This is a genomic window from Klebsiella sp. ME-303, assembly GCF_007910085.1.
Classification (GTDB): Bacteria; Pseudomonadota; Gammaproteobacteria; order Enterobacterales; family Enterobacteriaceae; genus Klebsiella; species Klebsiella michiganensis.
The window spans coordinates 17,351-31,012 of the sequence record NZ_VOJB01000070.1 but is presented as its reverse complement, the minus strand read 5'-3'; the positions used below and the strand labels follow the sequence as shown (position 1 = coordinate 31,012).

Sequence of the window (13,662 nt, the reverse complement as noted above, 5' to 3'; positions counted from 1 at the left end):
GAAGGATATTGCTGCTTTGCTACAGTGGAAAACAGAGCCTAAAAAGTAGCACTGAGGATTCCGATTCTCACGAATAAAATCATTTGGCTAAACCTGTTTTATCTGCTGTGCTCACCTTTCTGCCGGGCGGCGCCTTGCCCGGCCTACGCGATCCGGGATTATCTTTGGGCCTGTGTAATTCCCACCGAGCTGCGCTGCATGGCGTTTAGTTAGACAATCCCAGCTTCTGTGACAGCTCGCTCAGTTCACGCATCGCCGCCAGGCTTTTTTGTTTCCGCTGTTCCGCAGCCACCTTCTCCTGCACCAGCTCCGCCACCCTCTCTGGCTCCTCAGACGAAACCACCCGGCAATCGTCTAATGCACAATATTCCCTGAAGCGCTGGCGGAACTTCATCTCTTCTTTTTCTCTGACCAGACCAAAGCCGCGTGTCAGCTGGCGCGCGACCACTATGCGCGTAGCGATATCAATATCCTCTGAAGGCAGTAGCAGGATGGAGTACCCGGACTGCCGCACAAGCTGTCGATTCCCGACGACAATCTCCGGGCAGACATCGGTGGCAAGAAATCCCGATGAGAGCACCACCACTCGTTTTTCATGCGGATTCTCCGCCAGCAGGCGAGAGCATAGCGCGGCGTTATCACGCACATAGCGCTCGTATCCATTGCGCTGAATATATTGGCGAATATTTAAAATCTGCTCGCAAAATTCTCTATCGAGATCGATAAACCGGTAGCTCATCGCCTGCGCGAGCAGCGCTCCAACCGTGCTTTTTCCCACCCCGCCGGGGCCAATCAGAAATAGCGTATTCATCTTTATTCCTCGCGTCCGTGTGAAAGCATTATGTCAGCAGAATACGCCAAATAATTCCGCGGTCGCGGCCGTTTTTTGTTCACTTCCATCTCCCCAGCCAATTATTTCCATCCAATGTTTGCGTTATTCCCTTCACCTTTAAATCCTTACACTAACGGGATAACGTGGCTTAGAAAGGAGACCAATGATGACACCCGAACTCGAACACAGCTTCTCTATCACCATTCAGGTCGACAAACCGGTCATCGTCTCCCGCAGCCCGCAGAGCGGGAAACGTCAGCTGATCCCAATCCTGAGCGGAACCGTACGCGGTGAGCTTAACGGCCACGTCTTACCCGGCGGCGTCGACAGCCAGATCGTCGAACCTGACGGCACCTGCCGCCTCTCCGCCCGCTATGCATTACACGTGGAAGAAGGCACGGTATACATCGAAAACAACGGCATTCGCCGCCTACCCGAAGAGTATAAAGAACGGCTATTCGGCGACGATATGCGCTTTTTTAGCGATATTCCGCCGGAAGCTATCTATTTTCGTACCGTACCGACTTTTGAAGTGGATGCGCCGGCGCTGCGCTGGCTCACCACCTCGCTGTTTATCTGTTCCGGCGGCCGCACGCAGGACGGCGTGATGCTCGATTTTTATCGCGTCCGCTGATTTTCACGTTTTCAATATAACTGTTATCGCCGTCGGGCCATTTTTCCCCCGCGTGCCGCGGTCTATCCTCAATACATTCAAACGATGAACCTTATTCAAAACCGGAGAGTGTATGAAAGCGATCGCCATTACCCGCGCGGCGGCAGAAGGCAGCAATATTCCTTTTTTAACCGACATCGAGCTGCCGCAGCCGGTTGCCGAGGGGCATGACCTGCTGGTTGAAGTGAAGGCTATTTCCGTCAACCCGGTGGATACCAAAGTCCGCGCCGGGTTTAACGCCGATACCCCGCGCGTGCTGGGCTGGGACGCGGTGGGCGTGGTGAAAGCCGTCGGCAGCGCGGTGACGCTGTTCGCCGCAGGAGATGAAGTGTGGTACGCCGGCGCGCTGGGCCGTCCGGGCAGCAACAGCGAGTTTCAGTTAGTGGATGAGCGCATCGTCGCCCGCAAACCACGTTCGCTGGATAATGCCGCCGCCGCCGCGCTGCCGCTCACCGCCATTACCGCCTGGGAGCTGCTGTTCCACCGTCTTGGCGTAGAGGAAGGCGGCAACGCGGGTGACACGCTGCTGATCGTCGGCGCGGCGGGCGGCGTCGGTTCGATACTGACCCAGCTCGCCAGCAAGCTCACCGGTATGACGGTCATTGGTACCGCCTCGCGTCCGGAAAGCCAGAAATGGGTACGGGAAGCGGGCGCGCATCATGTTATCGATCACAGCAAACCGCTCGCCGAAGAGCTGGCGCGGATTGGCGTCAAAGCGGTGACCCACGTCGCCAGCCTGACCAATACCGACCAGCACTATCCGCAGCTGATCGCCGCTCTCGCACCGCAGGGCAAGCTGGCGCTCATTGACGACCCGGAAACCCTCGACGTGGTGCCGCTGAAGGCGAAAAGCATCTCCCTGCACTGGGAATTTATGTTTACCCGCTCGATGTTCGCAACGCCGGACATGATCGCCCAGCATCAGCTGCTGACCCGCGTGGCCGCGCTGATTGACAACAACACCATTAAGACCACCCTCGGCGAGCACTACGGTGCCATCACCGCCGCCAACCTGCAAAAAGCGCACGCGCAGCTGGAAACCGGGCGTTCGGTGGGCAAAATCGTGCTGGAGGGCTTTTAAGATGAGCGGCGAGGCGATTTCACTTCTCGCGGTGCTGACGGCGAAACCGGGCCACAGCGACGCGCTGCGCCAGGCCCTGCAGGCGCTGCTGCTGCCGACGCGTCAGGAGCCAGGCAACCTCGATTACGCCCTGTTTCAGCTGCGCGATGCGCCGGATACGTTCTATATGCGCGAATCCTGGCGCAATCAGGAAGCGCTGGACGCGCATATCGCCCTGCCGCACTTCCAGGATTTTATTGCGCAGATGGATAGCCTGCTTGCCGGGCCGCTGCGGCTGGATTATCTGACGCCCGTCGCGCCCTGATATTTTCTGCACTCCGTTTGCGGGGGTGAGCCTATCTTTAACCCTTTGAGCTCTCCCCCACCCATCGCGCCTCAACCAGGCTACGCTTGATCCTGCCGCTCAAAAAACGCTCTCCCCCTCCTTTTTATTCAACGCCGTTATGTAGAAGAGGTTTTGCTATGCAGATCAACGCTATTGGAACGAACTCGGCCAGCCAGCCGTTGGGGTCTATGGCCATCACCCGCCGCGAACCGGGGCCGGACGATGTGCAGATCGCCATTGATTATTGCGGCGTCTGCCACTCGGATGTACACCAGGCCCGCTCCGAGTGGGCAGGGACGCTCTATCCCTGCGTGCCGGGCCATGAAATCGTCGGCCGGGTGACCGCCGTAGGCAGCCGGGTCTCCGGCCACGCCGTTGGCGATCTGGTGGGCGTCGGCTGTATGGTCGACAGCTGTAAAGAGTGCGAGGAGTGCCGGGACGGGCTGGAAAACTATTGCGATCGTATGGTGCTCACCTATAACGGCCCGACGCAGGACGCGCCCGGCCACACGCTCGGCGGTTACTCCCAGCAGATCGTTGTGCATCAGCGCTACGTGCTGCGCGTCCGCCATCCCAAAGAGCAGCTGGCCGCCGTCGCGCCGCTGCTGTGCGCGGGCATCACGACTTACTCGCCGCTACGCCACTGGAACGTCGGACCGGGCAAAAAAGTCGGCATCGTGGGCATTGGCGGGCTGGGGCATATGGGCATCAAGTTGGCCCACGCCATGGGCGCCCACGTGGTGGCCTTTACCACCTCGGAATCCAAGCGTGACGCGGCGCGGGAGCTGGGTGCGGACGAAGTGGTGGTCTCGCGCAACGAAAACGAAATGGCCGCCCACCTGAAGAGCTTCGACTTCATACTCAACACCGTGGCGGCACCGCATAACCTCGATGCCTTCACCACCCTGCTCAAACGCGACGGCACCATGACGCTGGTGGGCGCGCCCGCCACGCCGCATCCCTCGCCGGAAGTGTTTAATCTGATCTTCCGCCGCCGGTCAATTGCCGGGTCGATGATCGGCGGCATCCCGGAAACCCAGGAGATGCTCGATTTCTGCGCCGAGCACGGTATCGTCGCCGATATAGAGCTGATACGCGGCGACCAGATTAACGAGGCCTGGGAGCGGATGATTAAAGGCGACGTGAAATACCGCTTCGTCATCGACAGCGCCACGCTCGGCGGCTAAGCCCCGCGACGAAAAGTGCGCCGCCACTCCGCCGGGCTGACGCCAAAGCGCGCTTTAAACTGCTGGCGCCAGGTTACGGCGGAGCGATAGCCCACTTCCTCCGCCACCTGCCCGACCGGTAAATCCCCGGCCTCCAGCAGGATCTGGCTGCGCCGCAGGCGCTCGGCGGCCAGCCAGTCGGCGATGCCCATGCCGGTCGCTTTGGCGAAATGGCGGGTCAGGGTCCGGCGGCTCATCGCCGCGACCTGCGCCAGCGAGTCGAGATTATGCGGTTCGCGGATGTGCTGCTGGAGATACTCAAGCAGGCCGTTTATCCGCGCGTCGCGGGTGTTTTTGGGTACCGGCTGGGCGATAAACTGCGCCTGGCCGCCCTCACGGTGCGGCGGGACGATCATCCGCCGGGCGATCTGATTGGCGACAAGGCTGCCAAAACGCTGGCGAATGAGATACAGGCAGCAGTCGAGCGCCGCCGCGGTGCCCGCCGAGGTAATAATCCCCTCATCGTCAACGTACAGCGCGTTGATATCCAGCCGCACCTGCGGAAACTGGCGCTGAAAATCCTGCTCAAACTCCCAGTGGGTCGCCGCGCGCCTGTCGTCCAGCAGCCCGGCGTAGCCGAGTACAAACGCCCCGAGGCACAGGCCGACGATCTGCGCGCCGTTATTGCGCGCGCGAACCAGGCCGTCAAGCAGCGGCTGCGATGGGCGCTGATTCACCGCCCCCCAGTAAGGCACCACCACGATATCCGCCTGCGCCAGGAGGGAAAAATCGCCGCTGGCGTTCAGCGCGAAGCCGTCGCGGGCGCTGAGCAGCCCCGGCCGTTCGGCGCAAATATGCAGGTTAAAGCGTTTGGTTTCCGAGACCGTATCGCCAAACAGCATACAGGGCACCGAGTAGTGAAACGGGCTAAACCCGTCCACCGCCACAATCGCCACTTCCGTGAGTTTCATCGCCCGCTCCGCTTCTAAAAGACCATGCTTTCCCCATCCTGCGGGATGCTGACCGCTTCGGCAATCTGATTGTCAGCCACGTACTGGCGCAGCTCATCGCGGCTCAGCAGACAGTGGTTCACCGCTTCCATATGGCTGGCGACGATTTTGGCTTCCGGCAGGACGAAGTGCGCCTTCAGCACATCCTCTTTGCCCATGATGATCGGCCCAAAACCGATGACGTGCGCATACCCCGCATTCAGCACCACCACGTCAGGGCGCAGCCTGAGCATGTCGGCTTCCACTTCATCGCGCCAGATAGTGTCCCCCACAAGCCACAGGGTTTTCTCCTGCGGATGGCGCAGCACCACGCCGCAGGCTTCGCCCAGGCGCTCGGCCATTGCCGGCACCGCATAGGTGCGGTCGCTGCCGTGCTGGCCCGAGGTGGTTTTCACCAGCGCAACGTCAGCAAACGCGCTGTCCTCAGAGAGCAGACGAATATCGCGAAAGCCCTGGCCGCGCAGCAGCTGAGCGTCGGCGTCATGCTGGACATAAACCGGCAGGGTTTTGGGGATCGCGGCGATCGCCGCCTCGTCCCAGTGATCCTGATGAGTGTGAGTGACGATAACGGCATCCACGTCAACGATCGTTTCGATGGAAAAAGGCAGTTCCACCAGCGGGTTACGCAACTCGCTGCGCGCGGTACCGGCAAAGCCCGCCCAGGCGCCTTTGTCAGAAAGCATCGGGTCAATGAGAAACTTTTTACCCGCATATTCAATAAGCTGGGTAGCATTACGCACATGGGTGATTTTCATGATGTTCATTCCTCTTTGCGGTTATCTGCTGAACATCGTACGTCCCACAAGCCTGGCGCAATATGGGCGTTTGGGCAATGAACGATGAAATCGGGCCAATCTGCGACGGTTGCCATCGGCTCCCGGCTATGGTGTGCTGAATGCTCAACTTTGAGGAACAGTGGCTACGATGAAAAAGAAACTCACCTCCGCCGATATGCACGATGTCGAGGTTCTGGCAGACACCCCATGGTTCAGCATGCGCAAGGTCGGAATTGATATGGCCCCCGGCGATCGGCGGGATTTTTTCTCCATTCACTATCCTCGCCCGGCGGTGGGAATTGTGGCGATGCAGGATGACAAAGTGCTGCTGATTCGCCACTACCGTTACCTGATCGATCGGGTGGTGTGGGCGATTCCTTCCGGCGGCGTCGATGAAGGCGAAGACCCGCGCGAGGCGGCCCTGCGCGAGCTGCGGGAAGAGACCGGCTGGCAGGCGCAGCGCGCCGACGAAATTATCCGCTATAACCCCTCCTACGGCAGCAGCGACCAGCTGTTTATTACCTGGCTGGCCCACGATTTGACCTGGGTGGGAATGGATGAAGATCAGGACGAAGTGATGGAAACGGGCTGGTTTACCCTCGAAGAGATAGGCCAGCTGATCGCCCGCGGCGAGATGCCGGACGGGCTATCGCTGGTGCCGCTGCTGCATCTGATGGCGCAGCGGCGCACCGGTTTAGCGTAGCGGCTTCAGCATCCGCCAGCGGAACCACAGCTGAGCGACGAGGATCAGCAGGCCGCCGATAATTTTCTGCAGCGGTAGCTGTTCGCCGTACCACAGCGCGGCGGCAATCACCGTGAGCAGCGGTTCCAGCACCATAATAATCGCCGCGCTGGCGACCGCCGCGTACTTCTGCCCCTTCATTTGCAGGCCGAAGCGCAGGCTGGTGGCGATAACGATGCTGGCGAGCAGCCAGCCGAAGGTCGGCAGGGTAAACGGCTGAGTCCAGCTTTCAACGGCGGCGGAGATCCCCAGTCCGACAATGCCGGTAATGCCGAGCTGCACGGTGGTCAGCGGGATCAGCGGCACCTCGCGGGCGCTTTTGCTGGTGTAGCAAAACCAGATCGATTGCACCAGCGCGGTCAACAGGAACCAGCCCTGGCTGGGGTGAAACGCAATCGGCATATGCAGGCTGAGTAAGCCGAGACCGACAACCGCAATCGGCAGGCACTCCCAGTAGGCCCGCGCCGGCCGCGCCTTCATCATCACCCATGCGGTAAGCGGCACGAACAGCATCGACAGGCTCATAATAAACGCCCCTTCGCCCAGCGATGGGGTCGTTGATACCGAGTAGATCCACAGGCACAGGTTTAGCGCAAACCACAGGCCGCTGATAATCATGCGCGGCCACTGCTGCCTCTCGACGCGAAGGCCGCGGCAGAAAGGCAGCAGCAGCAGCGCGGCGAATAAAAAACGCAGGCCGAGGAAAGCGAAAACCGGCATGCCGGCAATCGCTTCCCGGGAAAAAATCCATCCGCAGGCGGCGATAACCGTCGCGGCTATGAGCAGCAAATCAGCCTGGCGTTGCCGGGTCATCGCCACGTCTCCTTGTGTGAGTGATTACCAGCCGGGCACCGCGCCGCCGTTGAAGATCGTCTCCGCCGCCTTCGCCACCTCAGGCGACTGGTAGGAGTGGATAAACGCTTTGACGTTTTCCGCGTCTTTGTTGTCTTCGCGGGTCACGATGATGTTCACATAGGGCGAGTTTTTATCTTCAATAAAGATACCGTCGCGCACCGGGGAAAGGCCGGTCTGCTGCAGGTAGGTAGTGCTGATGATCGCCACGTCGACCTTCGGGTCGTCGATGACGCGCGGCAGCTGCGCTCCTTCCAGCTCCATAATTTTCAGGTGATGCGGGTTGTCAATGATATCAACCGCCGTCGGCAGCAGGCCGGTGCCCGCTTTGAGGGTAATCAGCTTTTCCTGCTGGAGCAGAAGCAGCGCGCGGCCCAGGTTGGTCGGGTCGTTCGGAATGGCGATGGTCGCGCCGTCTTTCAGCTCGGCGACGGATTTTATTTTGCGCGAGTAGCCCGCCATCGGGAAGACGAAGGTGTTGCCCACCGCCACCAGGCGATAGTTGTGGGCTTTATTATCCTGTTCGAGGAACGGGCGATGCTGAAAGACGTTGGCGTCCAGATCGCCGGCGTTGGTGGACTCATTCGGCAGCAGCGAGCCGCTAAAGCCCACCAGCTCCACGTCGAGGCCATATTTCTCTTTAGCCACTTTCTTCGCCACTTCCGCCACATCCTGTTCCGCGCCGTTAATGACGCCGACTTTAATGTGTTTCGCATCGCTGCCCTTCTGGTCGCAGCCCGCCAGCAGCAGGCCCGCCAGCATCACGGCGGCGGCTGTCCGTAAACGCAATTTCATTGTTATCACCCCGTCAGTCCATAGAAATCGTTATTATTTTTTCGTCTGAAACTATAACGACTTTGTGCTGGGGTTTTAAACGCAAAAACCGCAACCGGAAATAAAATCATCTTCCCCCTTTCTCCCGGGGGCGGCGCGATGCGCCTGCCCGGGCTACGGGTTCACCGTCGGCTGCGATCGAGTAGCCCGGACAGGTGCGCAGCGCCGCCTCCGGGGATCTCTTCAACGGTGAGGCTCGTTCCGCAGAACGGCGCCTTACAGCCCCAGCTCACTCAGCCCCGGGTGATCGTCCGGGCGACGGCCCTGGGGCCAGTGAAACAGACGCTCGCTCTCCGTAATGGGCAGATCGTTGATGCAGGCGTAGCGCGTCTGCATCAGTCCGTGCTCGTCGAATTCCCAGTTCTCGTTGCCGTATGAACGAAACCAGTTGCCGCTGTCGTCGTGCCACTCATAGGCAAAGCGTACCGCAATACGGTTATCGCTCCACGCCCACAGTTCCTTAATCAACCGGTACTCCTGCTCTTTACGCCATTTGCGCTGCAGGAAGTCGATAATCTGCGTTCTGCCGTGAACAAATTCGCTGCGGTTACGCCATTCGCTCTCGACGGTATAGGCCAGCGCGACCTTAGCGGCATCGCGGCTGTTCCAGCCATCTTCAGCGGCACGGACTTTTTGTGCGGCGCTCTCGCGGGTGAACGGCGGCAGAGGCGGACGTTGTTCGGTCATCATGAATCTCCTGTATGAATACCCTTCATACTTCAAGTTGCTTATGTGTTGGCTACACTCGTTCACCCCAGTCACATAGTTATCTATGCTCCTGGGGACTCACTCCCTTGCCGCCTTTAAGCAACTCGAATTATTTTGGGTATATAAGCTGCTGCAGGCGCTGATTTTCCCGCTCCAGTTCGTCAATACGCTGTTGCAGCGTCTGGCTATACTCCGCCACCTGCCGGGCGGTGTAGCGGGGGGTAATATGCTGCGGGCAGTTCCAGTCAAAAGCCTGTAAGTGGAAACGGTAGATGCGCTCAATCCGGGCCCGATAGTTCTCCGGCGCGACCTGCGCCAGCAGCTGCGGGTCGGCATCCACCGCCACAACCTCTACGGTGGCGTAGATTTTCAGCCTGGCACGGCGCGGGTAATCCATCAAAAACAGACAGGCCCGATCGCTGCCGCGCAGGTTGCCGGTGGTGATGTACTGGCGATTACCGGAAAAATCCGCCATCCCAAGGGTGGTTTCATCCAGCAGATGCAGAAAGCCCACCGGGCCGCCGCGATGCTGAATATAGGGCCAGCCGGTTTGCGAAAGGGTGGCCAGATAGAAGCTGTCGCGGGTGGCAATCATCGCCTCCTCGCTGGCGCCGAAGCGCTCACCCCGGCGCTGGCGATGCGGCGACTGCCACAGCTCATCGCTGCCCATTTCATGCTGGACATCCATCACGTCCGGCGTCATGGCGATATCAAGAAATTCTGCTGGCATAGGTCCTCCCGATGCGTTGCGGCATAACTCATCATGGACTGTGCTGGCAGAAAAGATAATAGTGGCAATATGACAATCATCTTTCCGTAAAACGGGATAATTATGGACCGACTCAGCGCGATGGCGCTGCTGGTGAAAGTGGCCGAACTCGGCAGCATGTCGGCTGCGGCGCGGGCGCTGAATATGCCCCTGACCACCGTTAGCCGCCAGATTGGCGAACTGGAAAATACCCTCGGCGTGCGCCTGATGATCCGCACCACCCGCAAGCTGACGCTGACCGATGCCGGCGTCGATTATGTCGCCGCCGCGCGGCGCATTCTCGAAGAGGTGGAGAACGCAGAGCGCCAGGCGGCGGGCGAATATCAGGAGCCAAAAGGCGAACTGGTTCTCTCGGCGCCGACCATGTTTGGCCGTCAGCATGTTTTGCCGGTGGTGACGGATTTTCTCGCCCGCTACCCGCAGATTCGCGTCCGTTTACTGCTTAGCGACCGCAACGCCGATCTGGTGGGCGATCATATTGATTTAGCGGTGCGTATCGGTACGCTGCCGGACAGCGGGATGGTGGCCACCCGGCTGGGCGAGATGCGCATTGTGACCTGCGCGCACCCGGCTTTGCTGGAAAAACACGGCATACCCGAACGCCCGCGCGAGCTGGCCGCGCTACCGATCATTCGTATTGAATCGCCAATGCCTTATCGCGGCTGGCGCTTTAATGCCGAAGAGGCGGAGGACCGGCTGGTGGCGCTGCAGCCGGTGCTGTCGCTGACCACGCCGGAGAGCGCCGCCGACGCCGCCCGCCTGGGGGCCGGCGTGGCGCGCCTGCTGCATTACCAGGCGATCGACGGCCTGGCCCGCGGCGAGCTGAAGCTGCTCCTGCAGGCGATGGAACCAGAGCCTGCACCGGTGCACCTGCTGTACACCTCGCGGGATCTGGCTCCGCTTAAGCTGCGTAAATTTATCGATTTCGCCGCGCCGGCTCTGCGTCGGGCGCTGTTGCGTATTGCCGCCGCCGTCTAGCGTGTGCCGGTTTTCAGCGGCGCTTCTTTCAGTAGCCAGGAGAGGGCAAATGCCACCGCCATAATGCAGGCCGCCATCAGAAACGCCGCATGGATAGCGGACCCGAAAGCGTCCAGATAATCGAGGCGGATCTCCGCCGGGAGATTCTGCACCGCCGCCGGGTTTAGCGCCCTCGGCAGCTGCGCCCCTTCCGGCAGCAGGCGCTGGAGATTGCTTTGCAGCACGTGAGTAAACACCGCCCCAAACAGCGCCACGCCGATGGAACCGCCAATCGATCGAAACAGCGTGACCCCGGAGGTCGCCACGCCGTACATCTGCGCGGGCATCGCGTTCTGTACCGCCAGCACCAGCACCTGCATCACCAGCCCCAGGCCCGCCCCCAGCACGCCGGTAAACAGGTACAGCTGCCACATCGCGGAGTGGATGGTGATGCGCGTCAGCAGCACCATGCCGACGACCCCCAGCAGGGTGCCGATAATCGGAAATACGCGATACTTGCCGGTGCGGCTGATAATGCGCCCGCTGACGATCGAGGTTAGCAGCAGGCCGCCCATCAGCGGGATCAGCTGCAGGCCCGCCTCGGTGGGCGTCGCCTCTTTGACCACCTGCAAATAGAGCGGCAGGAAGGTCACCGAGCCGAACAGCGCCATGCCGATAACAAAGCCAATCAGGCTGCACAGCAAAAAGCTGCGGTTGCGGAATAAGGAGAGCGGAATAATCGGCTCGCTGGCCAGCCGCTCTTCATGAATAAAGCCGACGATCCCGACCAGGCCAAACGCCAGGATGCACCACAGCTGCGGGTCGCTCCACGCGCGGACGCTGCCGCCCTCGGAGGTAAACAGGATGATGCACAGCAGCGCCATGCTGAGGTAAATCGCCCCCAGCCAGTCGATCTGGTGCTGGCTGCGCTTGTTGCTGCTGTGAAAAACCGCGCCGATCACCAGCAGCGCAAACAGCCCCAGCGGCAGGTTGATGTAAAAAATCCAGCGCCAGGAGGCGTGCTGCACCAGGAAGCCGCCGATTAACGGCCCGATTACCGTCGCCAGGCCAAAGACGCCGCCGAACATGCCCTGATAGCGGCCGCGATTCGCCGGCGGGATGACGTCAGCCACCGCCGCCATGCTGATCACCATCAGGCCGCCGCCGCCCAGCCCCTGCAGGCCGCGCATCAGCACCAGCTGGGTCATATTTTGCGCCAGCCCGCAGAGGGCGGAACCGGCAAGAAACAGCACAATCGCCACCTGCAGAACGATTTTGCGCCCGAACAGATCGCCGAATTTGCCGTACAGCGGCACCGCGATGGTCGAACTGAGGATGTAGGCGGTGACCACCCAGGAGAGCTTATCCAGCCCGCCGAGCTCGCCGACGATGGTCGGCAGCGCGGTGGAAACGATAGTCTGATCCAGCGCCGAGAGCAGCATCACCAGCAGCAGGGCGCTGAAGAGCAGGCGGATCGAGGGCACCGCCGGTTGGCTGGCGATTTCAGATGTCATAGCATCACTCGCTTGAAATTAATTAAATGCATAATTAATATTTAGGGAAATGATGAATCTGGTCAAGGGATCGCCACAGGATGTCAGCACAAAAAGACAACGAAGCCCCGCGTCGTCCCGGTCGCCCGCGCGGGCAGAAATCCGGCTCCGCCAACCGCGAACAGCTGATGGATATTGCCCTGGCGCTGTTTGCCCGCCACGGGATCGCCCGCATTTCGCTGAACGCCATCGCCAAAGAGGCGGGGGTAACGCCCGCGATGCTGCACTACTACTTCAGCTCGCGCGAAGCGCTGGTGGAAAAGCTGGTCGAAGAGCGCTTTATGCCGCTACGCAGCGAGATCGGACAAATTTTTGTCGCGCACGGCGACGATCCGGTCACCGCTTTTACGCTGCTTATTGAAACCCTGGCGGCCATGGCGGAGAAAAACGCGTGGTTCGCGCCGCTGTGGATGCAGGAGATCATCGGCGAGATGCCGGTGCTGCGCCAGCATATGCACGCGCGTTTTGGCGATGAGAAGTACCACAAGATGCTGGAGACGGTGCGCCGCTGGCAGCGGGAGGGCAAGCTTAATCCGGCGCTCTCCCCGGAGCTGCTGTTTACCACCCTGATAAGCCTGGTGCTGGTGCCGTTTTCCCGCACCCACACCGATCCGCGGTTGCAATCGGTAGACCGGAAGATGATTGTCAGCCACGCCCTGGCGCTGACAGGCCGGGGGATCGGCGGCTAATTCCCCCGGCTCGCGCTGTGCTTAGCCGGGCTACAGGTTCACAGCCGTCTGCAATCCGGGGAATACAATCCGGTTCACAACCGCCTGCGATCGGGTAGCCCGGATAAGGCGACAGCCGCTATCCGGGGGATTCAATCCGCTTCACAGCCGCCTGCGTTCGGGTAGCCCGGACAGGCGCACAGCGCCGCCTCCGGGAGGGTCTCCTGAGGCCAGGTTTACAATGCTTTCGATAAATAGTGGCGCTGCATGCCCACGTGCGGAAAACCCGGCAGCGACATCTGCAGCTGATAGCCCAGCTTCTGATAAAACGGCAGCGCCTGAAAGCTGAACGTATCCACCAGCACGTGGCTGCAGCCGCGCGCCCGCGCCTGGTTTTCCGCTTCATGCATCAGCTCGCTGCCAAGGCCGCTGCCGCGCGAGGCTTCGCTGACCCACAGATATTCAATACACAGCCAGCTGCCCTTGCGTTTACCGATCAATCCGCCGCGCATCGCGCCAGCGTCATCGCGTGAATAAACGCCCAGCTCGCCGAACTGAGCCGGGTCCAGAAAGCGCAGATTGTATTCCCGCAGTCCCGCCAGCAGCTCTTCTTGATCGGCGGGATTAATGTTCTCTGTTATTATTAATGTCATTGATTATCTCCATCTTTTATTTTTCACAGACCATTCACCACCCTACTTTCACAAAATATCCTT

The 13,662-nt window shown here is 60.3% G+C and carries 16 protein-coding genes; 7 read left to right on the top strand and 9 right to left on the bottom strand.

Annotated features, from left to right (window positions below):
* Nucleotides 1–205: 205 nt before the first annotated feature.
* Nucleotides 206–811 carry a shikimate kinase gene (locus FQK12_RS10660; protein ID WP_014227278.1) on the bottom strand — a complete coding sequence of 202 codons (606 nt, stop codon included), beginning with the start codon at nucleotides 809–811 and terminating at the stop codon, nucleotides 206–208.
* A gap of 187 nt (nucleotides 812–998) precedes the next feature.
* On the opposite strand from FQK12_RS10660, the gene FQK12_RS10655 reads away from it, so the two are divergent.
* The 4 genes from FQK12_RS10655 (at nucleotide 999) to FQK12_RS10640 (ending at nucleotide 4,098) form a co-directional block, all read left to right on the top strand.
* Nucleotides 999–1,466 (top strand): DUF3237 domain-containing protein, encoded by a 468-nt coding sequence (locus tag FQK12_RS10655; protein ID WP_014227279.1) that lies wholly within the window; start codon nucleotides 999–1,001, stop codon nucleotides 1,464–1,466.
* A 112-nt stretch (nucleotides 1,467–1,578) separates the two neighbouring features.
* A complete protein-coding gene (locus FQK12_RS10650) occupies nucleotides 1,579–2,586 on the top strand; it encodes a zinc-binding alcohol dehydrogenase family protein (protein WP_014227280.1) in 1,008 nt (335 codons plus the stop codon).
* Nucleotide 2,587: 1 nt separating this feature from the next.
* A complete protein-coding gene (locus FQK12_RS10645; protein ID WP_004855548.1) occupies nucleotides 2,588–2,890 on the top strand; it encodes a putative quinol monooxygenase in 303 nt (100 codons plus the stop codon).
* A gap of 158 nt (nucleotides 2,891–3,048) precedes the next feature.
* Nucleotides 3,049–4,098, top strand: coding sequence for an NAD(P)-dependent alcohol dehydrogenase (locus FQK12_RS10640; protein ID WP_014227281.1), 1,050 nt, complete (start codon nucleotides 3,049–3,051; stop codon nucleotides 4,096–4,098).
* Here the strand turns inward: FQK12_RS10640 and FQK12_RS10635 are convergent.
* Together FQK12_RS10635 and FQK12_RS10630 are read right to left on the bottom strand one after the other, a co-directional pair.
* Nucleotides 4,095–5,048 (bottom strand): GlxA family transcriptional regulator, encoded by a 954-nt coding sequence (locus FQK12_RS10635; RefSeq protein ID WP_014227282.1) that lies wholly within the window; start codon nucleotides 5,046–5,048, stop codon nucleotides 4,095–4,097. The genes FQK12_RS10640 and FQK12_RS10635 overlap by 4 nt on opposite strands.
* Nucleotides 5,049–5,062: 14 nt before the next feature.
* On the bottom strand, nucleotides 5,063–5,842 hold the full coding sequence (locus FQK12_RS10630; protein WP_014227283.1) for an MBL fold metallo-hydrolase: 780 nt from the start codon (nucleotides 5,840–5,842) through the stop codon (nucleotides 5,063–5,065).
* Between the two features lie 169 nt (nucleotides 5,843–6,011).
* Between FQK12_RS10630 and FQK12_RS10625 the strand changes: the two genes are divergently transcribed.
* Nucleotides 6,012–6,566 (top strand): NUDIX hydrolase, encoded by a 555-nt coding sequence (locus FQK12_RS10625; RefSeq protein WP_014227284.1) that lies wholly within the window; start codon nucleotides 6,012–6,014, stop codon nucleotides 6,564–6,566.
* On the opposite strand, the gene FQK12_RS10620 is transcribed toward FQK12_RS10625, so the two are convergent.
* The 4 genes from FQK12_RS10620 to FQK12_RS10605 all read right to left on the bottom strand — a co-directional run bounded on the left by FQK12_RS10620 (nucleotide 6,558) and on the right by FQK12_RS10605 (nucleotide 9,729).
* Nucleotides 6,558–7,418 carry a DMT family transporter gene (locus FQK12_RS10620; protein WP_014227285.1) on the bottom strand — a complete coding sequence of 287 codons (861 nt, stop codon included), beginning with the start codon at nucleotides 7,416–7,418 and terminating at the stop codon, nucleotides 6,558–6,560. The two genes, FQK12_RS10625 and FQK12_RS10620, sit on opposite strands and share 9 nt — an antisense overlap.
* 24 nt (nucleotides 7,419–7,442) lie before the next feature.
* The gene (gene nlpA / locus FQK12_RS10615) at nucleotides 7,443–8,252 is read right to left on the bottom strand and encodes a lipoprotein NlpA (RefSeq protein ID WP_014227286.1); all 810 of its coding nucleotides are present in this window, start codon (nucleotides 8,250–8,252) and stop codon (nucleotides 7,443–7,445) included.
* Between the two features lie 255 nt (nucleotides 8,253–8,507).
* Nucleotides 8,508–8,978, bottom strand: coding sequence for a DUF1348 family protein (locus FQK12_RS10610; RefSeq protein WP_014227287.1), 471 nt, complete (start codon nucleotides 8,976–8,978; stop codon nucleotides 8,508–8,510).
* A 130-nt stretch (nucleotides 8,979–9,108) separates the two neighbouring features.
* Entirely contained in the window at nucleotides 9,109–9,729 is a 621-nt protein-coding gene (locus FQK12_RS10605) for a pyridoxamine 5'-phosphate oxidase family protein (RefSeq protein ID WP_014227288.1), read from the bottom strand.
* 102 nt (nucleotides 9,730–9,831) lie between these two features.
* Here FQK12_RS10605 and FQK12_RS10600 point away from each other — a divergent pair, with 102 nt between their 5' ends.
* Entirely contained in the window at nucleotides 9,832–10,746 is a 915-nt protein-coding gene (locus FQK12_RS10600) for a LysR family transcriptional regulator (protein WP_014227289.1), read from the top strand.
* Here FQK12_RS10600 and FQK12_RS10595 read toward each other — a convergent pair.
* Nucleotides 10,743–12,239 carry an MDR family MFS transporter gene (locus FQK12_RS10595; RefSeq protein ID WP_014227290.1) on the bottom strand — a complete coding sequence of 499 codons (1,497 nt, stop codon included), beginning with the start codon at nucleotides 12,237–12,239 and terminating at the stop codon, nucleotides 10,743–10,745. The two genes, FQK12_RS10600 and FQK12_RS10595, sit on opposite strands and share 4 nt — an antisense overlap.
* An 80-nt stretch (nucleotides 12,240–12,319) precedes the next feature.
* Between FQK12_RS10595 and FQK12_RS10590 the strand changes: the two genes are divergently transcribed.
* Complete coding sequence (locus FQK12_RS10590; RefSeq protein WP_014227291.1) at nucleotides 12,320–12,967, top strand: TetR/AcrR family transcriptional regulator; 648 nt, start codon at nucleotides 12,320–12,322, stop codon at nucleotides 12,965–12,967.
* Nucleotides 12,968–13,182: 215 nt separating this feature from the next.
* On the opposite strand, the gene FQK12_RS10585 is transcribed toward FQK12_RS10590, so the two are convergent.
* Complete coding sequence (locus FQK12_RS10585) at nucleotides 13,183–13,599, bottom strand: GNAT family N-acetyltransferase (RefSeq protein WP_014227292.1); 417 nt, start codon at nucleotides 13,597–13,599, stop codon at nucleotides 13,183–13,185.
* Nucleotides 13,600–13,662: the final 63 nt, after the last annotated feature.